The sequence below is a fragment of the Pseudomonas sp. WSY_20 genome, assembly GCF_043104335.1.
GTDB lineage: Bacteria > Pseudomonadota > Gammaproteobacteria > Pseudomonadales > Pseudomonadaceae > Aquipseudomonas > Aquipseudomonas parafulva_B.
On the sequence record NZ_JBICKP010000014.1, the window covers coordinates 16921 to 42448 of the forward strand.

At 61.6% G+C, this 25528-nt stretch carries 28 protein-coding genes; 27 read left to right on the forward strand and 1 reads right to left on the reverse strand.

Annotated features, from left to right (window positions below; genetic code table 11):
• Positions 1-11 precede the first annotated feature (11 nt).
• From tgt to ACF8E5_RS02245, 5 genes are all read left to right on the forward strand, one after another.
• On the forward strand, positions 12-1127 hold the full coding sequence (tgt, locus tag ACF8E5_RS02225; protein ID WP_178091268.1) for a tRNA guanosine(34) transglycosylase Tgt: 1116 nt from the start codon (positions 12-14) through the stop codon (positions 1125-1127).
• Positions 1128-1171: 44 nt separating this feature from the next.
• A complete protein-coding gene (gene yajC / locus ACF8E5_RS02230; RefSeq protein ID WP_023533309.1) occupies positions 1172-1507 on the forward strand; it encodes a preprotein translocase subunit YajC in 336 nt (111 codons plus the stop codon).
• Between the two features lie 64 nt (positions 1508-1571).
• A complete protein-coding gene (gene secD / locus ACF8E5_RS02235; protein ID WP_392474864.1) occupies positions 1572-3434 on the forward strand; it encodes a protein translocase subunit SecD in 1863 nt (620 codons plus the stop codon).
• A 10-nt stretch (positions 3435-3444) separates the two neighbouring features.
• Positions 3445-4353, forward strand: coding sequence for a protein translocase subunit SecF (gene secF, locus ACF8E5_RS02240; RefSeq protein WP_058637451.1), 909 nt, complete (start codon positions 3445-3447; stop codon positions 4351-4353).
• 118 nt (positions 4354-4471) lie between these two features.
• Positions 4472-5014 (forward strand): glycine zipper 2TM domain-containing protein, encoded by a 543-nt coding sequence (locus tag ACF8E5_RS02245; protein ID WP_392474865.1) that lies wholly within the window; start codon positions 4472-4474, stop codon positions 5012-5014.
• Positions 5015-5116: 102 nt separating this feature from the next.
• Here ACF8E5_RS02245 and suhB read toward each other — a convergent pair whose 3' ends face one another.
• Positions 5117-5935 (reverse strand): inositol-phosphate phosphatase, encoded by an 819-nt coding sequence (gene suhB / locus ACF8E5_RS02250; RefSeq protein WP_058604358.1) that lies wholly within the window; start codon positions 5933-5935, stop codon positions 5117-5119.
• A gap of 150 nt (positions 5936-6085) precedes the next feature.
• On the opposite strand from suhB, the gene trmJ reads away from it, so the two are divergent.
• From trmJ to ACF8E5_RS02360, 22 genes are all read left to right on the forward strand, one after another.
• The gene (gene trmJ, locus ACF8E5_RS02255; RefSeq protein WP_145255812.1) at positions 6086-6841 is read left to right on the forward strand and encodes a tRNA (cytosine(32)/uridine(32)-2'-O)-methyltransferase TrmJ; all 756 of its coding nucleotides are present in this window, start codon (positions 6086-6088) and stop codon (positions 6839-6841) included.
• Between the two features lie 3 nt (positions 6842-6844).
• Positions 6845-7630, forward strand: coding sequence for a serine O-acetyltransferase (gene cysE, locus ACF8E5_RS02260; protein ID WP_326383371.1), 786 nt, complete (start codon positions 6845-6847; stop codon positions 7628-7630).
• A gap of 182 nt (positions 7631-7812) precedes the next feature.
• A complete protein-coding gene (iscR, locus tag ACF8E5_RS02265) occupies positions 7813-8304 on the forward strand; it encodes a Fe-S cluster assembly transcriptional regulator IscR (RefSeq protein WP_023533322.1) in 492 nt (163 codons plus the stop codon).
• A gap of 45 nt (positions 8305-8349) precedes the next feature.
• Complete coding sequence (locus ACF8E5_RS02270; protein ID WP_058637453.1) at positions 8350-9564, forward strand: IscS subfamily cysteine desulfurase; 1215 nt, start codon at positions 8350-8352, stop codon at positions 9562-9564.
• Positions 9565-9610: 46 nt separating this feature from the next.
• Complete coding sequence (iscU, locus tag ACF8E5_RS02275) at positions 9611-9997, forward strand: Fe-S cluster assembly scaffold IscU (RefSeq protein ID WP_003248539.1); 387 nt, start codon at positions 9611-9613, stop codon at positions 9995-9997.
• A 29-nt stretch (positions 9998-10026) separates the two neighbouring features.
• Entirely contained in the window at positions 10027-10350 is a 324-nt protein-coding gene (gene iscA / locus ACF8E5_RS02280) for an iron-sulfur cluster assembly protein IscA (RefSeq protein ID WP_023533425.1), read from the forward strand.
• Between the two features lie 8 nt (positions 10351-10358).
• A complete protein-coding gene (gene hscB / locus ACF8E5_RS02285) occupies positions 10359-10880 on the forward strand; it encodes a co-chaperone HscB (RefSeq protein WP_392474866.1) in 522 nt (173 codons plus the stop codon).
• Positions 10881-10922: 42 nt separating this feature from the next.
• Complete coding sequence (gene hscA, locus ACF8E5_RS02290) at positions 10923-12788, forward strand: Fe-S protein assembly chaperone HscA (protein ID WP_196142572.1); 1866 nt, start codon at positions 10923-10925, stop codon at positions 12786-12788.
• A gap of 3 nt (positions 12789-12791) precedes the next feature.
• Positions 12792-13133: an ISC system 2Fe-2S type ferredoxin gene (gene fdx / locus ACF8E5_RS02295; protein ID WP_058637455.1), complete on the forward strand. Its 342-nt coding sequence runs from the start codon at positions 12792-12794 to the stop codon at positions 13131-13133.
• Positions 13134-13143: 10 nt separating this feature from the next.
• Positions 13144-13344: a Fe-S cluster assembly protein IscX gene (gene iscX / locus ACF8E5_RS02300; protein ID WP_023533289.1), complete on the forward strand. Its 201-nt coding sequence runs from the start codon at positions 13144-13146 to the stop codon at positions 13342-13344.
• An 88-nt stretch (positions 13345-13432) separates the two neighbouring features.
• Positions 13433-13858 (forward strand): nucleoside-diphosphate kinase, encoded by a 426-nt coding sequence (gene ndk / locus ACF8E5_RS02305; RefSeq protein WP_023533373.1) that lies wholly within the window; start codon positions 13433-13435, stop codon positions 13856-13858.
• 28 nt (positions 13859-13886) lie between these two features.
• Positions 13887-15032 carry a 23S rRNA (adenine(2503)-C(2))-methyltransferase RlmN gene (gene rlmN, locus ACF8E5_RS02310; protein WP_078479078.1) on the forward strand — a complete coding sequence of 382 codons (1146 nt, stop codon included), beginning with the start codon at positions 13887-13889 and terminating at the stop codon, positions 15030-15032.
• A gap of 13 nt (positions 15033-15045) precedes the next feature.
• On the forward strand, positions 15046-15807 hold the full coding sequence (gene pilW / locus ACF8E5_RS02315; RefSeq protein ID WP_058637458.1) for a type IV pilus biogenesis/stability protein PilW: 762 nt from the start codon (positions 15046-15048) through the stop codon (positions 15805-15807).
• Positions 15804-16814, forward strand: coding sequence for a RodZ family helix-turn-helix domain-containing protein (locus tag ACF8E5_RS02320; RefSeq protein WP_078479077.1), 1011 nt, complete (start codon positions 15804-15806; stop codon positions 16812-16814). Before pilW ends, ACF8E5_RS02320 begins: the two co-directional genes overlap by 4 nt.
• A 3-nt stretch (positions 16815-16817) precedes the next feature.
• Positions 16818-17927 carry a flavodoxin-dependent (E)-4-hydroxy-3-methylbut-2-enyl-diphosphate synthase gene (gene ispG, locus ACF8E5_RS02325; protein WP_058637460.1) on the forward strand — a complete coding sequence of 370 codons (1110 nt, stop codon included), beginning with the start codon at positions 16818-16820 and terminating at the stop codon, positions 17925-17927.
• 25 nt (positions 17928-17952) lie between these two features.
• Complete coding sequence (gene hisS, locus ACF8E5_RS02330) at positions 17953-19242, forward strand: histidine--tRNA ligase (RefSeq protein WP_058637461.1); 1290 nt, start codon at positions 17953-17955, stop codon at positions 19240-19242.
• Between the two features lie 39 nt (positions 19243-19281).
• Positions 19282-19923 carry a tetratricopeptide repeat protein gene (locus tag ACF8E5_RS02335; RefSeq protein WP_392474867.1) on the forward strand — a complete coding sequence of 214 codons (642 nt, stop codon included), beginning with the start codon at positions 19282-19284 and terminating at the stop codon, positions 19921-19923.
• Positions 19924-21066, forward strand: a complete 1143-nt coding sequence (bamB, locus tag ACF8E5_RS02340; RefSeq protein ID WP_058637463.1) for an outer membrane protein assembly factor BamB — start codon at positions 19924-19926, stop codon at positions 21064-21066.
• A 115-nt stretch (positions 21067-21181) separates the two neighbouring features.
• The gene (gene der / locus ACF8E5_RS02345; protein ID WP_023533412.1) at positions 21182-22645 is read left to right on the forward strand and encodes a ribosome biogenesis GTPase Der; all 1464 of its coding nucleotides are present in this window, start codon (positions 21182-21184) and stop codon (positions 22643-22645) included.
• A 268-nt stretch (positions 22646-22913) separates the two neighbouring features.
• Positions 22914-23462 (forward strand): hypothetical protein, encoded by a 549-nt coding sequence (locus tag ACF8E5_RS02350; protein ID WP_058637464.1) that lies wholly within the window; start codon positions 22914-22916, stop codon positions 23460-23462.
• Positions 23463-23600: 138 nt separating this feature from the next.
• Positions 23601-24749 carry a pyridoxal phosphate-dependent aminotransferase gene (locus tag ACF8E5_RS02355; protein WP_058637465.1) on the forward strand — a complete coding sequence of 383 codons (1149 nt, stop codon included), beginning with the start codon at positions 23601-23603 and terminating at the stop codon, positions 24747-24749.
• On the forward strand, positions 24737-25528 hold the full coding sequence (locus ACF8E5_RS02360; RefSeq protein ID WP_058604374.1) for an amidohydrolase: 792 nt from the start codon (positions 24737-24739) through the stop codon (positions 25526-25528). Before ACF8E5_RS02355 ends, ACF8E5_RS02360 begins: the two co-directional genes overlap by 13 nt.

Genomic DNA, 25528 nt, shown 5'->3' on the forward strand with positions numbered 1-25528 from the left:
GCACCTGCCGAATGTCCTTCGAACTGCTGGCCACCGACGGCAAGGCCCGTCGTGGCCGCATCACCTTCCCCCGTGGCACGGTCGAAACCCCGGCGTTCATGCCGGTGGGCACCTATGGCACGGTCAAGGGCATGCTGCCCCGTGACATCGAGGCCATTGGCGCCGAGATGATCCTGGGCAACACCTTCCACCTGTGGCTGCGCCCAGGCACCGAGGTAATCAAGAAGCACAACGGCCTGCACGATTTCATGCAGTGGAAAGGCCCGATTCTTACCGATTCCGGTGGCTTCCAGGTCTTCAGCCTGGGCGCCATGCGCAAGATCAAGGAAGAAGGCGTGACCTTCGCCTCTCCCGTGGACGGCTCCAAGGTGTTCATGGGCCCGGAGGAATCCATGCAGGTGCAACGCGACCTGGGCTCGGACGTGGTGATGATCTTCGACGAGTGCACCCCGTACCCTGCCGAGCACGACATCGCTCGTACCTCCATGGAGCTGTCGCTACGCTGGGCCCAGCGCTCGAAGAACGCCCATGCCGACAACACCGCCGCGCTGTTCGGCATCGTTCAGGGCGGCATGTACCAGGACCTGCGCATGCGCTCGCTGGAGGGGCTCGAGAACATCGGCTTCGACGGCCTGGCCATTGGCGGCCTGTCGGTGGGTGAGCCCAAGCACGAGATGATCAAGGTGCTGGACTACTTGCCAGGGCAAATGCCGGCTGACAAACCTCGTTACCTTATGGGGGTAGGCAAACCAGAGGATCTCGTTGAGGGTGTGCGCCGCGGCGTCGACATGTTCGACTGCGTGATGCCTACGCGCAATGCGCGCAACGGCCACCTGTTCGTCGACACGGGGGTGATCAAGATCCGCAACGCGTTCCATCGCCATGATGAATCGCCACTGGATCCGACCTGTGACTGCTACACCTGCAGCAACTTCTCCCGCGCCTATCTGCATCACCTGGACAAGTGCGGCGAAATGCTCAGCAGCATGTTGAATACCATCCATAACTTGCGCCATTACCAGCGCTTGATGGCCGGTTTACGCGAGGCTATTCAACAAGGTAAATTGGCCGCCTTCGTCGACGCCTTCTACGCCAAGCGCGGGCTTGTTGTACCGCCCTTGGACTGACTGTCTGCATCCATTATTAAAATATTTGCATTAGGAGTGCACCCATGAGCTTCTTGATCCCCGCCGCATACGCGGACGCTGCAGCCCCTGCCGCCGGCCCCGCCGGTACTGGTTTCGAGTGGATTTTCCTGGTTGGTTTCCTGGTCATCTTCTACCTGATGATCTGGCGTCCACAGGCCAAGCGCGCCAAAGAGCAGAAGAACCTGCTGGGCAACTTGCAAAAAGGTGACGAAGTTGTCACCAACGGCGGTATCGCCGGCAAGATCGTCAAAGTGGCCGATGATTTCGTGGTGCTGGAAGTGTCCGACACTGTCGAGCTGAAGTTCCAGAAGGGCGCCATTGCCGCGACCCTGCCAAAAGGTACGCTCAAGGCTATCTGAGTTACCGGTTTCATTTTTCCAGTCGGGGCGCGCAACGCGCCCCGCGTCTTGAACGGGCGGCGTGATGCTGAACAAATACCCTCTGTGGAAATACGCACTGATCCTGCTGGTGCTGGCGATCGGTTTCATTTATTCCGCTCCCAACCTCTACCCGGATGACCCGGCCGTGCAGATCAGCGGTGCCAGCTCGGCGCTGCAGGTCAACCAGGCCGATCTCGATCGCGTCAGCAAGGCGCTGGTCGAGGCGAACATCGCAGTCAAAGGCGTGAGCCTGGGTGAGAAGGGCAGTGGCCTGATTCGTCTGACCAATCAGGAAGACCAGCTGCCCGCCAAGGATGTGGTGCGCAAGGCGCTGGGCGATGACTATGTCGTGGCGCTGAACCTGGCACAAACCACCCCGCAGTGGTTGCGCAACCTGGGTGCCAGCCCCATGAAGCTGGGCCTGGACCTGTCCGGTGGCGTGCACTTCCTGCTTGAAGTGGACATGGACAAGGCCATGAGCGCCCGCATGAAAGTCTACGAAGGCGAGGTCAAGACCTTGCTGCGCAAGGAGCGGGTCCGCTACCGCAGCCTGCCGCAGCAGGACGGCGGCATCATGCTCGGCTTTGCTGACAATGCTACACGCGAACAGGCACGCGCCCTGATCCGCAAGAATTTCAACGATTTCGACCTGACCACCACCGAGCGCAACGACCTCGCCGTGCTGCGTCTGGCGCTGTCTCAGGCGAAAGTGGCCGAGATTCGCGAATACTCGATCAAGCAGAACCTCACCACCGTGCGCAACCGTGTCAACGAGCTGGGCGTCGCCGAGCCACTGGTGCAGCGCCAGGGCGCCAACCGCATCGTGGTCGAGCTGCCGGGTGTGCAGGACACTGCCGAAGCCAAGCGTATCCTGGGCAAGACGGCGAACCTGGAGTTCCGTTTCGGTGCCGAGCCGGGCGCGTCCAAAGCCACCACCGAAGTGTTCGAGTTCCGTGAAGGGGGGCGTTCGGCGCCCGTCGAGCGTGGCCTGATCATCACCGGTGACCAGGTGACCGACGCCCAGGCCAGCTTCGATGAGCATGGCCGCCCGCAGGTGAACATTCGTTTGGACGGGCATGGCGGCGAACTGATGAGCCGCGCTACCCGCAGCAACGTCGGTCGCAGCATGGCGGTGATCTTCATCGAGCAGAAGCCTGTCACGCGCTACGTGAAGCAGACGGTCGACGGTGTCGAGAAGGACGTTGCGGTCCAGAGCTTCCAGGAAGAGAAGAAGATCATCAGCCTGGCGACCATCCAGTCGCCGCTGGGTAGCCAGTTCCGTATCACGGGGCTGAACGGCCAGGGCGAATCGTCCGAGCTGGCCCTGCTGCTGCGTGCTGGTGGCCTGGCCGCACCGATGTACTTTGCCGAAGAGCGTACCATCGGCCCAAGCCTGGGTGCCGACAACATCACCAAGGGCATCGACGCCTCGCTGTGGGGTATGCTGTTCGTCTCGCTGTTCATCATTGCCATCTACCGCGGCTTCGGTGTCATAGCCACCATCGCCCTGGCGGGTAACATGGTGCTGCTGCTGGCCCTGATGTCGTTGCTTGGCGCCACCCTTACCCTGCCGGGTATTGCCGGTATCGTACTGACCATGGGTATGGCGGTGGACGCCAACGTACTGATCTTCTCGCGTATCCGCGAAGAGCTCAAAGCCGGCATGTCGGTGCAGCGCGCCATCCATGAAGGTTTCAACCGCGCCTATACCGCGATCATCGACGCCAACCTGACCAGCCTGCTGGTCGGCGGTATCCTGTTCGCCATGGGTACCGGCCCGGTCAAGGGCTTTGCGGTCACCATGTCCCTCGGGATTTTCACCTCGATGTTCACCGCCGTCATGGTGACCCGCGCAATGGTCAACCTGACCTGTGGCGGGCGTGACATCAAGAAGCTGTGGGTTTGAGGGAGCTGCGATGAAAACCATCAATTTCATGGGCGTACGCAATGTCGCCTTCGGCGTCACCGTACTGCTCACCGTGCTGGCCCTGTTCAGCTGGTGGCAAAAGGGCCTGAACTTTGGCCTGGACTTCACCGGCGGCACGTTGATCGAGCTGACCTACGAGCGCCCGGCCGATCTCAAGGCGGTGCGGGCCGAGCTGGTCGAGTCGGGTTTCCACGAAGCAGTGGTGCAGAGCTTCGGTGCCACCACCGACCTGCTCGTGCGCATGCCGGGTGACGACCCGCAGCTGGGCAACAAGGTAGCCGCGGCCCTGCAGAAGGCAGGCGGTGACAACCCTGCCACCGTCAAGCGTGTTGAGTTCGTCGGCCCGCAAGTGGGTGAAGAGCTGCGTGACCAGGGCGGCATGGGCATGCTCCTGGCGCTGGGTGGCATCCTTATCTACCTGGCGTTCCGCTTCCAGTGGAAATTCGCTGTGGGGGCCATCATCTCGCTGATCCACGACGTGATCGTGACCCTGGGCATTCTGTCGTTCTTCCAGATCACCTTCGACCTGACGGTGCTGGCGGCGGTGCTGGCCATTATCGGCTACTCGCTCAACGACACCATCGTCGTGTTCGACCGGGTGCGCGAGAACTTCCGGGTCATGCGCAAGGCGTCTCTGATCGAAAACATCAACGTCTCCACCACCCAGACGTTGCTGCGTACCGTGGCGACTTCGGTGTCCACCTTGCTGGCCATTGCTGCCTTGCTGTTCTTCGGCGGTGACAACCTGTTTGGCTTCTCGCTGGCACTGTTCATCGGCGTCATGGCCGGTACCTACTCGTCGATCTATATCGCCAACGTGGTGCTGATCTGGCTCAACCTGAACAGCGAAGACCTGATTCCGCCGGCCAAGACCGAGGGTGTGGACGACCGTCCATGACCCACTGACGCTCCGCTTGGCGGACGAAAGGGCGCGAGTGTTGAACTCGCGCCCTTTTTTTTGCTCCAAGGCAAGGAGAAAGCGGGCCAAGTCCCGTATGTACGATCAGGAGGTTCACGTGAATAAATCAATGCTGGTGGGTGCGGTGCTAGGTGCTGTCGGTGTCACTGCCGGAGGTGCTGTGGCGACCTACAGCTTGGTGAACAAAGGGCCTGAGTATGCTCAGGTCACCGACGTGCAGCCGATCAAGCAGCAGGTCAAGATCCCGCGCGAAGTGTGCAAGGACGTGACCGTTACTCGCCAAGCGCCAGTCAAGGATCAGCATCAAATCGCCGGCACCGTGGTCGGCGCGCTGGCCGGTGGCCTGTTGGGCAACCAGATCGGCGGCGGCACCGGCAAGAAAATCGCGACCGTGGCCGGTGCGGTGGGGGGTGGTTATGCGGGCAACAAGGTGCAGGAGGGCATGCAGCAGCGTGACACCTATACCACGACCCAGACCCGCTGCAACACGGTCAATGACGTCAGTGAAAAAGTGGTGGGCTACAACGTCAAGTACACCATCGGCGATCAGGTCGGCCAGGTGAAAATGAATCGTGAGCCAGGGCCCACCATTCCGGTGGACAAGAACGGCAAGTTGATTCTCAGCGACGCGGGTCAGTGATCTTGCTGCCGGCGTTGGCCCTGTGCCGGCGCCACTGATGCATGGCTTGCAGGCATGAAAAAAGCACCCCGAGGGGTGCTTTTGTTTTCCTGCGTCAAATGTTCAACGCTTCATGCTTTCTGGCAGGTGCGGTTGGATGGCAGTCAGTACTGCCTTGAAGCACTTGATGTTGCCGGCGACGATGTGACCTTTGTCGAGGAAGTCATGGCCGCCATTGAAGTCGCTCACCAGGCCGCCCGCTTCCTGAATCAGGAGCACGCCTGCGGCCATGTCCCATTCGGAAAGGCCCGACTCCCAGAATGCATCGAAACGGCCTGCGGCAACATAGGCCAGGTCCAGGCTCGCTGAGCCAGCGCGGCGGATGCCGGCGGTCTGGCCGATCAGGCTACGGAACATGCCCAGGTAGTTGTCCAGGTCGGCCATCTGATTGTCCCGGAACGGGAAGCCGGTGCCCAGCAGGGCGCCGTCCAGGCTGGTACGCGAGCTGACGCGCAGGCGGCGACCATTGAGCTGGGCGCCACGGCCACGGCTGGCGGTGAATTCTTCCTGGCGAACCGGGTCGACGATCACGGCGTGTTCGAGGCGGCCACGGTACTTGCAGGCGATGCTGACGGCGAAGTGCGGGATGCCGCGCAGGAAGTTGGTGGTGCCGTCCAGCGGGTCGATGACCCACAGGTAGTCCTTGCCTTCTTCGCCGGAGCCGGCGTGCAGGCCGGTTTCCTCGCCCAGGATGGAGTGGTTCGGGTAGGCCTTGCGCAGAGCATTGACGATGCTCTGTTCGGCGGCACGATCGACTTCGGAAACGTAGTCCTTGGCCTCTTTCTCATCGACCTTGATGCTATCCAGGCGTTCGATGGAGCGGAAGATCAGTTCACTGGCGCTGCGAGCGGCGCGCAGGGCGATATTCAGCATAGGCTGCATGGGCGGGTCACCTGGAGATGTTAAAGAAGAAAGCCGAACATTCTATCAGAAAAATAGGGCGGCAGAAGTGCGCATTCGCGTGCGTGGCGTTACGCCTGTCGGTTCTGTAAGATTCCAGGCCCTGATTTCCGCCACTGTGAGCACGAGACCTTGCTGCAGAATATTCGTGTCGTGCTGGTCAATACCAGCCACCCCGGCAATATCGGCGGCGCTGCGCGCGCCATGAAGAACATGGGCTTGTCGCGTCTGGTGCTGGTGCAGCCCAGGCAGTTTCCTGCCGAAGAGGCCAGTGCTCGCGCCTCCGGCGCGGACGATGTGCTCAATGACGCCGTCGTTGTCGACAGCCTGGAGCAGGCGCTGGTCGGCTGCAACCTGGTGATGGGCACCAGCGCACGCGAGCGCAGCATCCCATGGCCGCTCATCGGCCCTCGTGAGTGCGGCGACAAGGCAGTGCAGCACGCCGCCGGGGGCGAGCAGATCGCCCTGGTGTTCGGGCGCGAGCATGCCGGGCTGACCAACGAAGAGCTACAGCGATGTCACTTCCATGTGCATATTCCGTCCAACCCGGAATTCAGTTCGCTGAACCTGGCCGCCGCCGTTCAGGTGCTTGCCTATGAAGTGCGCCTGGCCAGCCTTGCGACCGACCGCTCGCCGGCCCAGGTCGAGAAGCCCGACGCCGATGCCTTGGCGACCATGGATGAGATGGAGCTGTTCTACGACCACCTGGAGAAAACCCTGGTTGGCATTGGCTTCCTTGACCCCGACAAGCCCAAGCACCTGATGCCGCGGCTTCGCCGGCTATACGGTCGGGTGGCAGTGGAGCGCACGGAAATGAGCATTTTGCGCGGCATTCTTACCGAGACCCAGAAGGTGGTCCGGGGTGAGCCGCATAAACGGAAGGACTGACAGATGCTGGAACGTCTGCGTGAAGATATTCAAAGTGTATTCCACCGTGACCCGGCGGCGCGCAACGCTTTCGAGGTGCTGACCTGCTACCCCGGCATGCATGCCATCTGGCTGCACCGGTTGGGCAATGCCCTGTGGCGGCGGGATTTCAAGTGGCTGGCACGCTTGGTGTCCAACTTCGGTCGCTGGTTGACCGGTATCGAGATTCACCCGGGCGCCACCATCGGTCGGCGGTTCTTCATCGACCACGGCATGGGCATCGTCATTGGCGAAACCGCCGAGATTGGTGACGACGTCACGCTCTACCAAGGCGTAACGCTGGGCGGCACCAGCTGGAATAAAGGCAAGCGCCATCCAACGCTCGAAGATGGCGTGGTGGTCGGGGCAGGGGCGAAGGTGCTGGGGCCATTCACCGTGGGTGCTGGGGCCAAGATCGGTTCCAACGCGGTCGTGACCAAGGCCGTGCCCGCCGGTGCGACGGCTGTCGGCATCCCCGGGCGCATCATCGTCAAGGACGAGCAGGGCGATGTCGAGGCACGGCGCAAGGCCATGGCCGAGAAGATCGGTTTCGATGCCTATGGGGTCAGTGGCGATATGCCTGACCCGGTCGCCCGCGCCATTGGCCAGATGCTCGATCATCTGCAGGCCGTCGATGAGCGCCTGGAGGGTATGTGCGGGGCGCTCACGCGAATGGGCAGCGATTACTGTGCCAAGGAGCTTCCTGCACTGCCAGAAGATGACTTCACCGAACAGGCGCAGTTGGCCAAGCGCGACATCCAGTCGCATTGATCCCGCCGCGCCAGGCGCGGTGTCTGGCACAGGGGCGTGTGTTATCGCCCCCGTGTCTGCTACAATCGCGGCCGCCTCCCCTCATGCAAACCCGACTAAGGCACTAGGTCTAATAGTTGACTTAAATGCTCGGGAATCGCATACTTGCACACATCCCGTAACTCCCGTGGTACCCAATAGCCATGCGACTGACTACCAAAGGCCGATACGCCGTGACTGCCATGCTCGACCTGGCGTTGCACGCGCAGCATGGGCCGGTGTCTTTGGCCGACATCTCCGAGCGCCAGGGCATATCCCTTTCCTATCTGGAACAGCTGTTCGCCAAGCTGCGCCGCAGCAGCCTGGTTTCCAGTGTTCGCGGCCCCGGTGGCGGCTATCAGCTGTCGCGCGGCATGGAAACCATCCAGGTCGCCCAGGTCATCGACGCGGTCAACGAATCGGTCGATGCCACCCGCTGCCAAGGGCTCGGGGACTGCCATGCCGGTGATACCTGCCTGACCCACCACCTGTGGTGCGACCTCAGTCAGCAGATCCACGAGTTCCTCAGTGGCATCAGTCTGGCCGACCTCGTCATGCGCCGCGAGGTGCAGGAAGTCGCCCAGCGCCAGGACCTGCGTCGCGTCGCCGGTCTGTCTGCCCCGCTGGACAAGATTGAGACGTCCGCCGTCGATTGATCCTTCGGGACGACGAGCGACGCCACCGCCTGATAGGAGAGAAAAATGAAGTTGCCGATCTACCTCGATTACTCCGCGACCACCCCGGTCGATCCACGCGTAGCCCAGAAGATGGCCGAGTGCCTGACGGCCGACGGTAACTTCGGTAACCCGGCTTCGCGTTCCCATGTGTTTGGCTGGAAGGCCGAGGAAGCGGTCGAGAACGGTCGCCGTCAGGTCGCTGAGCTGATCAATGCCGATCCGCGCGAAATCGTCTGGACCAGCGGTGCCACCGAGTCCGACAACCTGGCCCTGAAGGGTGTTGCGCACTTCTATCAGACCAAGGGCAAGCACATCATCACCTCCAAGATCGAGCACAAGGCGGTACTCGATACCGCTCGCCAGCTCGAGCGTGAGGGGTTCGAGGTCACCTACCTGGAGCCGGGCGAAGATGGCATCGTCACCCCGGCCATGGTCGAGGCGGTCCTGCGTGACGACACTATCCTGGTGTCGCTGATGCACGTGAACAACGAAGTCGGCTCGATCAACGACATCGCCGCCATCGGTGAACTGACCCGTTCGCGCGGCGTGCTGTTCCATGTCGATGCCGCTCAGTCTGCCGGCAAGGTCGAAATCGACCTGCAGAAGCTCAAGGTCGACCTGATGTCGTTCTCCGCGCACAAGGTCTACGGCCCCAAGGGGATCGGCGCGCTCTATGTCAGCCGCAAGCCGCGGGTACGCCTTGAGGCAGCCATGCACGGCGGCGGTCATGAGCGCGGCATGCGTTCGGGTACGCTGCCGACTCACCAGATTGTCGGCATGGGCGAGGCATTCGCCATTGCCAAGCAGGACATGGCGGCTGAAAACGCACGCATCAAGGCCTTGAGCGACCGCTTCTTCAAGCAGGTCTCCAGCCTCGAAGAGCTGTACGTCAACGGCAGCCTGACTGCTCGCGTGCCGCACAACCTGAACCTGAGCTTCAACTATGTCGAGGGCGAATCGCTGCTGATGTCGCTCAAGGACATCGCCGTCTCGTCCGGCTCGGCGTGCACCTCCGCCTCGCTCGAGCCGTCCTACGTGCTGCGTGCACTGGGCCGTAACGACGAGCTGGCACACAGCTCCATCCGCTTCTCCTTCGGCCGTTTCACCACCGAAGAAGAAGTTGACTACGCCGCGCAGAAAGTCTGCGAGGCCGTGAACAAGCTGCGTGAACTGTCCCCACTCTGGGACATGTACAAAGACGGCGTCGACATCTCCAAGATCGAGTGGGCCGCCCACTAAGCAGTCGCCGGCAAGAGCGGCTCCCTGATGAGGAAGGAATTGCACCATGGCATACAGTGAAAAGGTCATCGACCACTACGAAAACCCGCGCAACGTCGGCAAGATGAATGCCGAGGACCCGGATGTCGGCACCGGCATGGTCGGCGCACCGGCGTGTGGCGACGTGATGCGCCTGCAGATCAAGGTCAACGAGCAGGGCGTGATCGAAGACGCCAAGTTCAAGACCTACGGCTGCGGTTCGGCCATCGCTTCCAGCTCCCTGGCCACCGAGTGGATGAAGGGCAAGACTCTGGACGAAGCCGAGACCATCAAGAACACGCAGCTGGCTGAAGAACTGGCGTTGCCGCCGGTCAAGATCCACTGCTCGGTACTCGCCGAAGATGCCATCAAGGCTGCTGTTCGCGATTACAAGCAGAAGAAAGGCTTGATCTAACGTCGCCCGTTGCAAGGTAAGGAGTTCTCATGGCTATCAGCATGACAGAAGCCGCCGCCAACCATGTGCGGCGTTCCCTGGAAGGGCGTGGCAAGGGTGAAGGCATTCGCCTTGGCGTACGCACCACCGGTTGCTCGGGCCTGGCCTACGTGCTGGAGTTCGTCGACGAGCTGGCGGGCGAGGACCAGGTGTTCGAGAACCATGGCGTCAAGGTGATCATCGATCCCAAGAGCCTGGTTTATCTTGACGGCACCGAGCTGGACTTCGTCAAGGAAGGGTTGAACGAAGGGTTCAAGTTCAACAACCCCAACGTGCGCGGTGAGTGTGGCTGCGGCGAAAGCTTCAACGTCTGAGGCCGGCCGTGGGTACTCCTTGTCATTTTGCACTGTTTGACTTGCAGCCGAGTTTTCGACTGGACCTGGAGATGCTGGCCACTCGCTACCGCGAGCTGGCCCGCGAAGTCCATCCTGATCGGTTTGCCGACGCCTCCGAGCGCGAGCAACGCTCCGCGCTGGAGAAATCCGCTGCCCTCAACGACGCCTACCAGACGCTGCGCAGTGCGCCACGCCGTGCGCGCTACCTGTTGGCGATCGGTGGCCACGAAGTGCCGCAGGAGGTCACGGTCCATGATCCGGATTTCCTGTTGCAACAGATGCAGTGGCGTGAAGAGCTCGAAGACCTCCAGGACGAAGCCGACCTCGATGGCGTGGCCGTGTTCAAGAAGCGCCTGAAGGCTGCTCAGGACACGCTCAACGAGGTTTTCGCCGCCTGCTGGGATGTTGCCGACGCGCGTGAACAGGCCGAACGCCTGATGCGCCGCATGCAATTCCTCGACAAGCTCGCCCAAGAAGTGCGCCAACTGGAAGAGCGCCTCGACGATTAACCCGGTGCTGCCCGTGATGGCACCTAAGGTATTCAGATAAGCATGGCCCTATTGCAGATTGCCGAACCCGGTCAAACGCCCCAGCCCCATGAGCGCCGCCTGGCGGTAGGGATTGACCTGGGCACCACCAATTCTCTGGTTGCTGCATTGCGCAGTGGCGTCAGCGAGCCCCTGCCCGATGCGCAAGGTAATGTGATTCTGCCTTCGGCGGTGCGTTACCTCGAAGCTGGCGGCAGCGACGTCGGGCAAGCAGCGCGTGACGCCGCCTCCAGCGATCCACTGAACACCGTGCTGTCGGTCAAGCGCCTGATGGGTCGCGGCCTGGCCGACGTCAAGCAGTTGGGCGAGCAGTTGCCCTACCGCTTCGTCGGTGGCGAATCGCACATGCCCTTCATCGACACGGTACAGGGCCCCAAGAGCCCGGTGCAGGTGTCGGCAGACATCCTCAAGGTGCTGCGCGAGCGTGCCGAGGCGACGTTGGGAGGTGAACTGGTAGGTGCGGTGATCACCGTTCCAGCCTATTTCGACGACGCCCAGCGCCAAGCCACCAAGGATGCGGCACGCCTGGCTGGCCTGAACGTACTGCGTCTGCTCAACGAGCCCACTGCTGCCGCCGTGGCCTATGGCCTTGACCAGAACGCCGAGGGCGTGGTCGCCATCTACGACCTGGGTGGCGGTACCTTCGATATCTCCATCCTGCGCCTGACGGCGGGGGTGTTCGAGGTGCTGGCCACCGGCGGCGATACCGCCCTGGGTGGCGATGACTTCGACCACGCCATTGCAGGCTGGATCATCGAGCAGGCGGGCCTGTCCTCCGACCTTGATCCGGCTACCCAGCGTGCGCTGCTGCAGACCGCTTGCGCCGCCAAGGAAGCGTTGACCGATGCCGAGGTGGTGAGCGTCACCCATGGCGCCTGGCAGGGTGAGCTCACCCGTGCCGGTTTCGATGCGATGATCGAGCCGCTGGTGGCGCGCAGCCTCAAGGCCTGCCGCCGTGCCGTGCGTGACAGCGGTGTCGAGCTCGAGGACGTAAGCGCCGTGGTCATGGTTGGTGGCTCCACGCGCGTGCCTCGTGTTCGCGATGCCGTCGGTGGCCTGTTCGGTCGTAGCCCGCTGACCTCCATCGACCCCGATCAGGTCGTGGCCATCGGTGCCGCGATCCAGGCCGATACCCTGGCCGGCAATCGTCGCGAAGGCGGCGAGCTGTTGCTACTCGATGTGATTCCACTGTCGCTGGGCCTTGAGACCATGGGCGGGCTCATGGAGAAAGTGATCCCGCGCAACACCACCATCCCGGTGGCGCGCGCTCAGGAATTCACCACCTACAAAGACGGCCAGTCGGCCATGATGATCCATGTGCTGCAGGGCGAGCGCGAACTGATCAGCGATTGCCGGTCACTGGCGCGCTTTGAACTGCGCGGCATCCCGGCCATGGTGGCAGGGGCGGCGAAAATTCGCGTCACCTTCCAGGTCGATGCCGACGGCCTGCTCAGCGTCGCTGCCCGCGAACTGGCATCGGGCGTGGAAGCCAGCATTCAGGTCAAGCCGTCCTACGGCCTGACCGATGGCGAAATCGCGCGCATGCTCAAGGACTCTTTCGAGCATGCCGGTATCGACAAGCAGGCCCGCCAGTTGCGTGAGCACCAGGTGGACGCCGAGCGGCTGCTCGAAGCGGTGCAGGGCGCCCTGGACGCCGATGGTCAGCGCTTGCTCAGCGAAGAAGAGCGCCATGCCATTGAATTCCAGATGCAAGAACTACGTGATTTGCTGGCGGGCACCGATGGCGCTGCCATCGAGCAACAGACCAAGCGTCTGTCGCAGGTGACCGACGCATTTGCCGCCCGACGCCTTGATTCGACGGTCAAAGCCGCACTGGCCGGGCGCAACCTGAATGAGATCGAGGAGTAACCGATGCCGCTGGTGACATTCCTGCCGCATGAGAAGTTCTGCCCGGACGGGCTGACCGTGGACGTGCCTGCCGGCACAAACATCCTGGAGCTGGCCCACGACCATCACATCGAGATGGAGAGCGCCTGCGGCGGTGTGAAGGCTTGCACTACGTGCCACTGCATCGTGCGCAAGGGCTTCGATTCCCTCGAAGAAGCCGACGAGCTCGAAGAAGACATGCTGGACAAGGCGTGGGGCCTGGAAGCGCAGTCGCGCCTGGGTTGCCAGGTGGTGGTAGCCGGTCAGGACCTCACCATCGAGATCCCCAAGTATTCGCTCAACCACGCTGCCGAAGCGCCGCACTGAGGTCCTGGACATGAGTCTGAAATGGATTGATGTACTTGATATCGCCATCGAGCTTGCAGAAAGCAAGCCGGACGTCGATCCTCGCTATGTGAATTTTGTCGATTTGCACCGTTGGGTGGTGGCATTGCCTGGTTTCAGCGACGATCCGTCGCGCGCCGGCGAGAAGGTGCTCGAGGCCATCCAGGCGGCCTGGATCGACGAAGCCGACTGAACACGTACCGCAGGTTAGGCAATCCCTTGGAACCCGCGTATAATTCGCGGGTTTAATTTTTCGTAACACTCATATTCTGGAGTTTTCCATGGCTGTTCAACGTACTTTCTCCATCATCAAGCCTGACGCCGTTGCCAAGAACGTCATCGGCAAGATCACCACTCGCTTCGAAGAAGCCGGCCTGAAAATCGTTGCCTCGAAAATCAAGCAACTGTCCAAGGCCGAGGCCGAAGGCTTCTACGCCGAGCACAGCGAGCGCGGCTTCTTCGGTGACTTGGTTGCCTTCATGACTTCCGGTCCGGTTGTCGTTCAGGTCCTGGAAGGCGAGAACGCCATTGCCAAGAACCGTGAGCTGATGGGCGCTACCAACCCTAAAGAAGCAGCTGCCGGCACCATCCGCGCCGACTTCGCCGAGTCCATCGACGCCAACGCCGTTCACGGTTCGGACTCCGAAGCTGCTGCCGCTCGCGAAATCGCTTACTTCTTCGCTGCTACCGAGGTAACCACTCGCTAAGCGAAAGCTTACGGGTGAGGGTGAATCCATGACGACATCGACTGACAAAATCAACCTGCTGGGTTTGACCCTGCAGGAAATGGAACAATTCTTCGATTCCATCGGAGAGAAGCGCTTCCGCGCCGGTCAGGTGATGAAATGGATTCACCACTTTGGCGTCGATGATTTCGCCGCCATGACGAACGTCGGCAAGGTCTTGCGTGAAAAGCTCGAGGCCGTTGCCGAAATTCGCCCGCCGGAAGTGGTCAGCGAAGACATTTCCGCAGACGGCACCCGCAAGTGGGTGATCCGCGTTGCCTCTGGCAGCTGCGTCGAAACCGTCTACATTCCCACCGACGATCGCGGCACCCTGTGCGTGTCGTCGCAAGCCGGTTGTGCCCTGGACTGCAGCTTCTGCTCCACCGGTAAACAAGGCTTCAACAGCAACCTCACCGCCGCCGAAGTGATCGGCCAGGTGTGGCTTGCGAACAAATCCTTCGGGACCGTGCCTGCCAAGATCGACCGCGCTATCACCAACGTGGTCATGATGGGCATGGGCGAACCCCTGCTCAATTTCGACAATGTCATCGCCGCCATGAAGATCATGATGGAAGATCTGGGCTATGGCATCTCCAAGCGTCGCGTCACCCTGTCCACCTCGGGTGTCGTGCCGATGATCGACGAGCTGGCCAAGCACATCGATGTGTCCCTGGCCTTGTCGTTGCATGCGCCCAATGACGAGCTGCGCAACAAGCTGGTACCGATCAACAAGAAGTACCCGCTCAAGATGCTGCTTGACTCGTGCATGGGTTACATGGCGACCCTGGGTGGCAAGCGTGTGCTCACCATCGAGTACACCCTGCTCAAGGACGTCAACGACCAGCCCGAGCATGCGGCGCAGATGATCGAACTGCTGCGCGACGTGCCGTGCAAGATCAACCTGATTCCATTCAACCCGTTCCCGCACTCCGGTTACGAGCGCCCCAGCAACAACGCCATTCGTCGTTTCCAGGACCTGCTGCACCACGGCGGCTACAACGTGACGACGCGCACCACCCGCGGTGATGACATCGATGCAGCCTGCGGTCAGCTGGTGGGGCAGGTCAATGACCGCACCCGGCGCAGCGAACGTTACATCGCCGTCCGGCAGCTGTCGGCAGACGCCGAGCGGTCGGACAGCCCGGCCGCCCACTGACCGGAGCTGGCCTATGAACCTGCGCGCTGCGCTGCCGATCCTTGCGCTTTCGCTGCTCGCCGGCTGCATGTCGGGTGGAGGGAGCGATGCGCAGGTGGCTGAACAGCGCAGGGTCGAGGCCGGGCGCGCTTATGTGCAACTGGGGCTGGGCTACCTGCAACAGGGGATGCTAGGCCAGGCCAAGGCGCCCTTGGCAAAGGCATTGGCGCTGGATGGCAACGATGCCGACGCGCATGCAGCCTTGGCATTGGTCTATCAGGCCGAAGACGAGCCTTTGTTGGCGGAGCGTCATTTCAAGCAAGCGCTCGCGGCGGGTGCCGGCACCACGCGAATTCGCAACAATTACGGCAGTTTCCTTTATGCTCAAGGGCGGTTTGCCGAAGCGCAGCAGATGTTTCGCCTTGCCAGCGCCGATACCCTGTATCCTGAGCGTTCACGGGTTTATGAAAACCTTGGCCTGACAGCCTTGAGGCTCGGCCAGCGCGATCAGGCCCACGCCTATTTGCAAAAAGCATTGCAGCTTAACCAGCGACAACCACAAGCGTTGCTGGAAATGGCTGAGTTGTCCTACGAAAACAGGCATTATGTGCCGGCCCGGGATTACTACGATCGTTTCAGCCGGTTGAGTGGCCACGATGCCCGGAGCCTGCTGCTGGGCAGCCGCCTTGCCAAGGTGTTCGACGAACAAGGCACGGTGGCCGAGTTGGGGCAGCAATTACAACGACTTTATCCCGGTACGCCGGAATATCAGCAATACCTGTCGGAGCAACGATGAACGCCGCGCATCCCGAAGTAGCTGTAGCGCCTGGCCAGAACCCTGGTGAGCTGTTGCGCCTGGCCCGTGAGAAACGGGGCTGGTCCCAAGCCGAGGTGGCCCGCAAGCTCAATCTTACTGTCAGCTCGCTCAACCATGTGGAAACCGGCGCCTTCGACAAGCTGCCCGGGCATACCTTCGCCCGAGGCTACATTCGCGCCTATGCCAAGTTGATGGAGCTGGACCAGGCCGCCTTGGTCGAAGCCTTCGATCGCTACACCGGCACTCACGCCAAAGGCAGCGACGTCCATTCGCTGGGGCGTATCGAAGAGCCTTCACGGTTGTCCCACAATATCCTGCGCGGGGTCAGCCTGTTGTTGCTGCTGGCTGTGGTGGGTGGCGGTTTCGTCTGGTGGCAGGACCAGGGCAGCATGCGCGGCAAGGACCTCTCTAGCGTTGCCCTTGAGCATGTTGAGGTCGAAAGCGCCGACGGCACCACCCAGATTCACCCGCTTGACGAACCCGAAGACCAAGCCGTCTCTGCCGCCCAGCAACCTGAAAGCGCCCCCCTGCCGCTGGCTCAGAGCACCGACGAGCAGCAGGCTGCAAGTACCAGTCAGGCACCGGCGGCCGACACGCCAGCCGCTGGGTCGGCTCCGGTAACTGGCACCGCAACGCCTCAGCCGGCTCCGGTGCCGGCCACTGCTACCCCTGTTGTCAGCGCGCCGACGGCAGCCACACCTGCGACAAGTGCAGACGCAGCCGAGCCCGCAGCTGCGCCAGCGGGCAGCGGCAAGGTCGCGATTGAGTTCGTCGCCGATTGCTGGACCCAGGTTTCCGATGGCAACGGCAAGGTGCTGTTCAGCGGCATCAAGCGCAAGGGGGATAACCTCGAGCTGACTGGCAAGGCGCCCTTTGCGCTACGCCTGGGCTTTGCCCGTGGCGCCAAGGTCAGCTACAACGGCCAGTCCGTCGACGTTGCCCCGTTCACCAGTGGCGAAACCGCTCGCCTGAAGTTGGGACAGTAATTCATGCACGGCCAATCCCCGATCAAACGTCGCGAATCCCGCAAGATATGGGTCGGCAATGTGCCGGTGGGTGGTGATGCGCCCATTGCAGTGCAGAGCATGACCAACACCGATACCAATGATGTCGCCGCCACGGTGGGGCAGATCCAACGTCTGGTCGATGCCGGTGTGGACATCGTTCGCGTCTCGGTACCTGACATGGACGCCGCCGAAGCCTTCGGCCGCATCAAGCAGCAGGTCAGTGTGCCGCTGGTCGCCGACATTCACTTCGACTACAAGATCGCCTTGCGCGTGGCCGAGCTGGGTGTGGACTGCCTGCGCATCAACCCCGGCAACATCGGTCGTGAAGACCGGGTCAGGGCCGTCGTGGACGCCGCTCGCGACCGCGGTATCCCGATTCGTATCGGGGTCAACGCAGGCTCACTGGAAAAGGACCTGCAGAAAAAGTACGGCGAGCCTACGCCCGCTGCCCTGGTCGAATCGGCGCTGCGTCATGTGGAGCACCTTGATCGCCTCGACTTCCAGGATTTCAAGGTGAGCGTCAAGGCGTCGGACGTGTTCATGGCCGTCGAAGCCTATCGCCTGCTGGCGCGGCAAATCGTGCAACCCCTGCACCTGGGGATCACCGAAGCCGGTGGCCTGCGTTCGGGTACGGTGAAATCTGCCGTTGGCCTAGGTATGCTGCTGGCCGAAGGCATTGGCGATACCATCCGCATTTCGCTGGCGGCAGACCCGGTGGAGGAGGTCAAGGTAGGCTATGACATCCTCAAGTCCCTGCATTTGCGTTCACGAGGCATCAACTTCATCGCCTGCCCGAGCTGCTCGCGGCAGAATTTCGATGTGGTAAAAACCATGAACGAGCTCGAAGGGCGCCTCGAGGACCTGCTGGTACCGTTGGACGTGGCCGTCATCGGCTGTGTGGTCAATGGCCCGGGGGAGGCCAAGGAAGCGCATGTCGGCCTCACCGGTGGTACGCCCAACCTGGTCTACATCGACGGTAAACCTGCGCAGAAACTGACCAACGACAACTTGGTCGATGATCTCGAAAGGCTCATCCGACAGAAAGCGGCCGAGAAGGTCGAAGCCGACGCGGCACTGATCGTCCGTGGCTGATACACAGAATTCGTAAGGATCATTCGTGAGCAAATCGCTGCAAGCCATCCGTGGCATGAACGACATCCTGCCTGAGCAGTCGCCGTTGTGGCGCTATTTCGAAGGTACCGTTGCCGGCCTGCTGGACACCTACGGGTACAGCCAGATCCGCACGCCCATCGTGGAATTCACCGAGCTGTTCAAGCGCTCGATCGGTGAAGTGACCGATATTGTCGAAAAGGAGATGTACACCTTCGAGGACCGCAACGGCGACTCGCTCACGTTGCGTCCGGAAGGGACGGCGGCCTGCGTCCGCGCGGTGCTGGAGCATGGCATCACCGGTAATGGCCAGGTGCAGAAGCTGTGGTACATCGGGCAAATGTTCCGCCACGAGCGCCCCCAGAAGGGCCGCTACCGGCAGTTCCACCAGATCGGTGTGGAGGTGTTCAACCTCGATGGCCCGGACATCGATGCCGAGTTGATCATGCTGACCTGGCGCCTGTGGGGCTTGCTGGGTATTCAGGATGCGGTCAAGCTCGAACTCAACAGCCTTGGCACCAGCCAAGCGCGCGCCCGCTACCGCGACGCGTTGGTAGAGTTCCTGTCCGCGCGCCTGGAGCAACTGGACGAAGACAGCCAGCGCCGCCTCAAGAGCAATCCGCTGCGCATCCTCGACAGCAAGGACACCAATACCCAGGCGGTGCTGGTCGATGCGCCGAAGCTCGAAGATTACCTGGACGAAGAATCCCGTGCGCACTTCGTAGGCCTGAAGGCCCGCCTGGACGCTGCCGGCATTCCATTCGTGCTCAACACCAAGCTGGTGCGGGGGCTGGATTACTACAGCAAGACCGTCTTCGAATGGGTCACTGACAAGCTTGGCGCCCAGGGCACCGTATGTGCCGGCGGCCGCTACGATGGGCTGGTGGAGCAAATGGGCGGCAAGCCTACCCCTGGCGTTGGCTTTGCCATGGGTATCGAGCGTCTGATTCTGCTGCTCGAAACCCTGGGCAAGGTACCGGACTCCATCAGCCGTCAGGTCGATGTCTACCTCTGCGCGTTTGGCGAGCAGGCCGAGTTGGCGGGCCTGCGACTGTCCGAAGCGGTGCGTGACCGTCTGCCCGGCCTGCGTCTGGCCGTGAATGCGGGCGGGGGCAGTTTCAAGAGCCAGTTCAAGAAAGCCGACAAGAGCGGCGCGCTGTTCGCCTTGATTCTTGGCGATGACGAGTTGGCCAAACAGGAAGTCGGCTTCAAACCCCTGCGTGGTCAGGGCGAACAACAGAACATTGCCTGGGATGCCCTTGCAGGGCACCTGGAAACCGCGATCGCACACGCGTAACGCGGTTCAACGAGCGAATAGGCGAAAAGGAGTATTGGGGTGTCGAGTACCGATGATGATGACCTGGCAGGGGTCAAGGACTGGTGGAACCGTAACGGCAAGCCGCTGCTGACCGGCGCGCTGCTCGCCGGCGTGGTGGTGCTGGGGTGGAACACCTGGCACAAGTACCAGAACAACCAGTCGCAAGGTGCCTCGCAGCTGTATCAGGCGCTGTTGGAAACCAGCCTCACGCCTACGGGTCAGCCGGACGCCACCCGGGTTGCGGAACTGGCCGGCAAGCTCAAGAGCGAGTTCGGCGGCACGACCTATGCCCAGTACGGCAGCCTGTTCGTGGCCAAGGTAGCGGTCGAGAGCGGCAAGCTCGACGATGCCGCTGGCGAGCTCAAGGCTATTGTGGACAAGCCAGCAGACGCCACCCTTGGCGAGATCGCACGCCAGCGTCTGGCCCGTGTGCTGGCTGCCCAGAACAAGGCCGAGGATGCCTTCAAGTTGCTGGATGGGGATGCCGAGAAAGCCTTCCTCGCCAGTCGCGAGGAGTTGAAAGGGGACCTGCTGGTACAGCTGGGCCGCGCTGCTGACGCGCACGGTGCCTACGAAAAGGCCAAGGCTGCGTTGTCCGACGAGGCGGCAGTGGGTGGCTTGCAGTTGAAGCTCGATGATCTGGCCAGAGGGGACGCGTAAGTGATCGGTTGGAAACAAGCAGCAGTGCTGACCTTGGCGGTATTGGCCGCAGGGTGCAGCAGCAACAGCAAGAAGGAACTGCCTCCTGCCGAACTGACCAAGTTCACCGAGGAAGTGGTGCTCAAGAAGCAGTGGAGCCGCTCCATCGGTGATGGCCAGGGTGAGACCTACAACACCCTCGTGCCGGCCATCGAGAATGACCGGATCTATGCCTCCGACGTCACTGGGGATGTCTATGCCCTGGACCGCATCACGGGCAACGTGGTGTGGAACAAGGACCTTGACCTGCCGGTTTCCGGTGCGGTTGGCGTAGGCTATGGCCTGGTGATGCTCGGCACCCTCAAGGGTGAAGTGATCGCCTTGGATTCGAGCACCGGTGAGGAGCGCTGGCGCGCCCGCGTGACCAGCGAAGTGCTGGCGCCTCCGGCCAACAACGGTGATGTGGTGGTGGTGCAGACCCAGGACGATCGCCTGATCGGGCTGGATGCCGCCACTGGTGACCGTCGCTGGATCTATGAAAGCACCCCGGCGGTACTGACCCTTCGCGGCACCGGCGCGCCCGTCGTGACCAACCGCCTGGCAGTCGCGGGCCTTTCCACCGGCAAGGTCGTGGCAGTCGACATCAGCAATGGCGTACCTGTATGGGAAAGCCGTGTGGCGATCCCGCAGGGCCGTTCGGAGCTTGAGCGTGTCGTCGACATCGACGGCGGCCTGCTGCTTTCTGGTGGTACCCTGTACGTCAGCACGTACCAGGGGCGCGTTGCGGGCCTGGACTTGGAAAGCGGCCGCGTGCTCTGGCAGCGTGATGCCTCCAGCTACGTAGGGGTCGCCCAAGGCTTTGGCAACGTCTACGTGAGCGAAGCCTCGGGTACCGTGGAAAGCGTCGATGAGCGATCCTCTAGCGCCTTGTGGTCCAACGATGCCATGGCCCGTCGCCAGCTGACCGCCCCCGAGGTGTACAGCAGCTACGTGGCAGTAGGCGACTTCGAAGGCTACCTGCACCTGCTCAGCCAGGTCGACGGTCGCTTCGTTGGCCGTGAGCGTGTCGACAGCAGTGGCCTGCGCGCACGGCCACTGGTGGTTGGGGATACCATCTATGTCTTCGGCAACAGCGGCAAGCTCGAGGCACTGACCATCCGCTGAAGCTATGCTTGAAGCCGTGCGGCTTCAGGCTGCGGCGTAGGACACGCCGCCCGAACTCCGGCCGCTGCCTTGCAGCGGCCTTTGTATTTTCAAGAATTCAAGAGTGGAGAGCCGAATGGTTCCCGTAATCGCCCTGGTGGGCCGCCCGAACGTCGGCAAATCCACCATGTTCAACCGCCTGACCAAGACCCGCGATGCCATCGTGGGTGACCTGTCGGGCCTGACCCGTGATCGCCAGTACGGCGATGCCAGCTGGCAGGGTCGCTCCTTCATCCTCATCGACACCGGTGGCATCACCGGTGATGAAGTGGGCATGGACGAAAAAATGGCCGAGCAGTCGCTCATGGCCATCGAAGAAGCCGACTATGTGCTGTTCCTGGTCGATGCCCGTGCAGGCATGACGGCGGCAGACCAAATGATTGCCGAGCACCTGCGCAAGCGCAACAAGGCGGCGATCCTGGTCGCCAACAAGATCGACAATATCGACGCTGACGTTGCCCGCGCCGAGTTCTCGCCGATGGGCATGGGCAATGCCATTCCGGTAGCAGGCTCCCAGGGTCGAGGTATCAATGCGTTGATGGAGGCCGTACTCGGCCACTTGCCGCGCGATGCCGAAGAAGAAGCCTTGGACCAGGATGTCGCCGAAGGCGAAGAGGCCGTGCGCATCCCTGGCCCAAGCGAAAAGGATGGCATCAAGATCGCCATCATTGGTCGCCCCAACGTCGGCAAGTCGACCCTGGTCAACCGCATGCTCGGTGAAGAGCGCGTGGTGGTTTACGACGAGCCGGGTACCACCCGCGACAGTATCTACATCCCGTTCGAGCGTGATGGTGACAAGTACACCTTCATCGACACCGCCGGTGTGCGCAAGCGCGGCAAGATCCACGAGGAAGTCGAAAAGTTCTCGGTGGTCAAGACGCTGCAGGCGATCAAGGACGCTAACGTGGTGATCTTCGTCATGGATGCTCGCGAAGGTGTGGTCGATCATGACCTGAACCTGCTGGGCTTTGCCCTGGAAGCTGGCCGCGCCATCGTCATCGCCCTGAACAAGTGGGATGGCATGGAGCCGGGTGAGCGTGCCTATGTGAAGACCGAACTGGAGCGCCGGCTGTTCTTCGTTGACTTCGCCGATATCCACTTCATTTCGGCCCTGCACGGCACCGGCGTGGGCAACCTGTACAAGTCGGTGCAGGCCGCATTCACCTCAGCTGTGACCCGCTGGCCGACCAGCCGTCTGACGCAGATCCTCGAAGACGCCGTCAGCGAGCACCAGCCGCCGCTGGTCAATGGCCGTCGCATCAAGCTGCGTTATGCGCACTTGGGTGGGGCCAACCCGCCGCTGATCGTGATCCACGGCAACCAGACCGACAGCATTCCCAAGTCGTACTCGCGTTACCTGGAAAACACTTACCGTCGCGTGCTCAAGCTGGTCGGCACGCCGATTCGCATCGAGTACAAGGGCGGTGAGAACCCGTACGAGGGCAAGAAGAACACCCTCACAGACCGGCAGGTCAACAAGAAGCGTCGCTTGATGTCGCATCACAAGAAGGCTGAGAAGAAACGTCGCGATAAGCGATAGGCGCCTGCTGGGCGCGTCACGCTGCCCGTTCCATGCTTCGCCCCCCGTGCCGCGCGTCTCCAGCGCCGCACCCTGTTTCCTGTTTCCTCACGAGTACGGCCATGCCGCCAAGCTCGGGAGGAAACATTGATCTATGCCGCCTTCCACTTTGCACCGGTAGTTTGTGTGCGGGTAGTGCACGAGGCGCTGAGTCTGTGCTCCTCATTGGTGGCTCATTGGCTATTCACGTACCTGTGAATGCTGTGCTGGATCAATCAAAGGGAACATCATGAACGATATCTTTTTACAAAAAGCCAAGGGTAAGCTCTATCTGCTCAAGGATGGCGAACGTCACGCAATTATCGTCAATCATTTGAATGAACTGCAGGTAGCCGGAACGCTTGATACGCCCGAGTGCTTCGACATCGGAATGCTCGCTCACCCATCGCTCGAGGGGGGTATGGCGTTTGAATTTCGAACGTCAGCAGGCAAGCAGGTTACTGGACGTGGTGGGCGTGTCCTTCATGCATCGGACACAGAGCTGGGCACGCCCGGTCCTGCCCTGCAAATTATCCACCTGGCCGGGAACATTGACGGCGAGCCCAATGTGAATCAGGTTCAATTGCAAACCCTCGATGCCCGCCATGTCTCGGCCCACGATCGCGTGTTAGTCGGCTACAAAAAAGTCCCAGTTGGCTGGACCTGGTTCAGCATCAAGCCTAATGATACGAAAAACATACCTGTCTGGGAGAGCCAGCCAAGCGACAGGTTGCGTTTCCATACTACGGATGTGGCGCCCGCAGCGACTTTCATACTGGAGTTCGTCACCCAGGCATAGGGTGGAGCTAGCCCCGACAGTGATCGTCGGGAAAGCTTGTGACGTGCGACTCACGCTCTGACCGGCTTCTTACCGACGAAACGATCCGCTATGCTCGTGCTTTCTTCCCGTGCCGGCTGCACCAGGAGCGAGGGCGCCATGATCCCCAGCAAATTGCCGAACGTCGGCACGACCATCTTTACCACCATGTCAGAGCTCGCCGCCCAGACCGGGGCGCTGAACCTTTCGCAGGGCTTCCCGGATTTCAACGGGCCCCAGGCCCTGCTCGAGTCGGTGGGCCGACATGTCATGGCGGGTCACAATCAATACGCGCCAATGTCGGGCCTTGCAGCCTTACGCCAGCAGGTGGCCTTGAAGGTCAAGCGCCTCTATGGTGCGACGGTAGACCCCGACCATGAAGTGACGATTACGCCCGGCGCGACGGAGGCGATCTTCTGCGCTATCCAGGCTGTTGTGCGGCCAGGGGACGAGGTCATCATCTTCGACCCCTGCTACGACAGCTACGCGCCCTCGGTGGCACTGGCCGGGGGCCGTTGCGTGCATCTGCAGCTGGACCCCAGCGACTTTGCCATCGATTGGCAGCAGTTCGCGGACGCACTTACGCCACGCACACGTCTGGTCGTGCTCAACTCGCCCCATAACCCAAGCGGTGCCTTGCTGTCCCGGAAGGATCTGGACCAGCTGGCGCAGCTGATCGCCAATCGAGACATCTACGTACTGAGCGATGAAGTCTACGAGCACCTGGTCTATGACGACGTGCAGCATGCTTGCGTACTGGCTCACGAGCAGCTCTACAGACGTGCGTTCGTGGTCAGTTCCTTTGGCAAGACATATCACGTCACCGGCTGGAAGACGGGCTATGTCATCGCACCGCCGGCCCTCACCACCGAACTGCGCAAGGTGCATCAATACGTCAACTTTTGTGGCGTGACTCCTTTGCAGTACGCCCTGGCTGACTTCATGGCCGAGCATCCCGAACATGTCGATGCGTTACCGGCTTTCTATCAAGCCAAGCGCGACCTGTGCTGCGGCTTGTTGCAAGATTCGCGATTCAGGTTCACCCCCACGGCCGGCACTTATTTTCAGCTGGTTGATTATTCGCATATTCGTCCGGACCTCGATGACGTGCAGATGGCGACGTGGTTGACCCGCGAGCATGGTGTGGCCACCATCCCGATCTCGGTGTTCTATCAGCAAGCTGTTCCCGGTCAACGGCTGCTGCGCCTGTGCTTTGCCAAACGAGAGGAGACGCTGCGTCAGGCAGCGGAGAAACTATGCGCGATCTAAGTACGCTGCCAGACCTCAGGCTGGCTCTGGTGCAGACCACCCTGGCCTGGCACGACCGGGAAGCCAATTTCGCCCATTTCGACGTGCTGCTTGAGCAGGTGGGCGAGGTGGACCTGGTGATCTTGCCGGAAATGTTCACCACCGGGTTTTCCATGCAGTCCGAAAGCCTCGCCGAGCCGGAGAATGGCCCCACGTACAAGTGGCTCAAGGCTCAAGCGCAGAAGTGCAACGCCGTGGTCACGGGCAGCGTGATCATTCAGGCAGCCGATGGCAGCCACCGTAACCGCCTGCTCTGGGCACGGCCTGATGGCGAGATCCTGCACTACGACAAGCGTCACCTGTTCCGCATGGCCGGTGAGCACGAGCACTACACGCCGGGCGAGCGGCAGGTGCAGTTCGAGCTCAAGGGCTGGCGCATTCGCCCGCTCATCTGCTACGACCTGCGCTTCCCGGTCTGGAGCCGGGATGCCACCGACACCGACCTGCTGTTGTACACAGCCAACTGGCCGGCGGCGCGGCGCCTGCACTGGAACCGCCTGTTGCCGGCGCGAGGGATCGAAAACCTGTGCTATGTGGCGGCGGTGAACCGGGTGGGCATTGACGGCAAGAGCTTCGCGTACAGCGGTGACAGCCAGGTGCTGGATTTTCAGGGCGAGAGCTTGCTCAGTGCTGGAGAGGCCGATGGCGTGTTCACCGTGGTATTGAGTGCCTCGGAACTGGCCGCTTACAGAGCCAAGTTCCCGGCCAACCTGGATGCCGATACCTTCGAGCTGCACTGA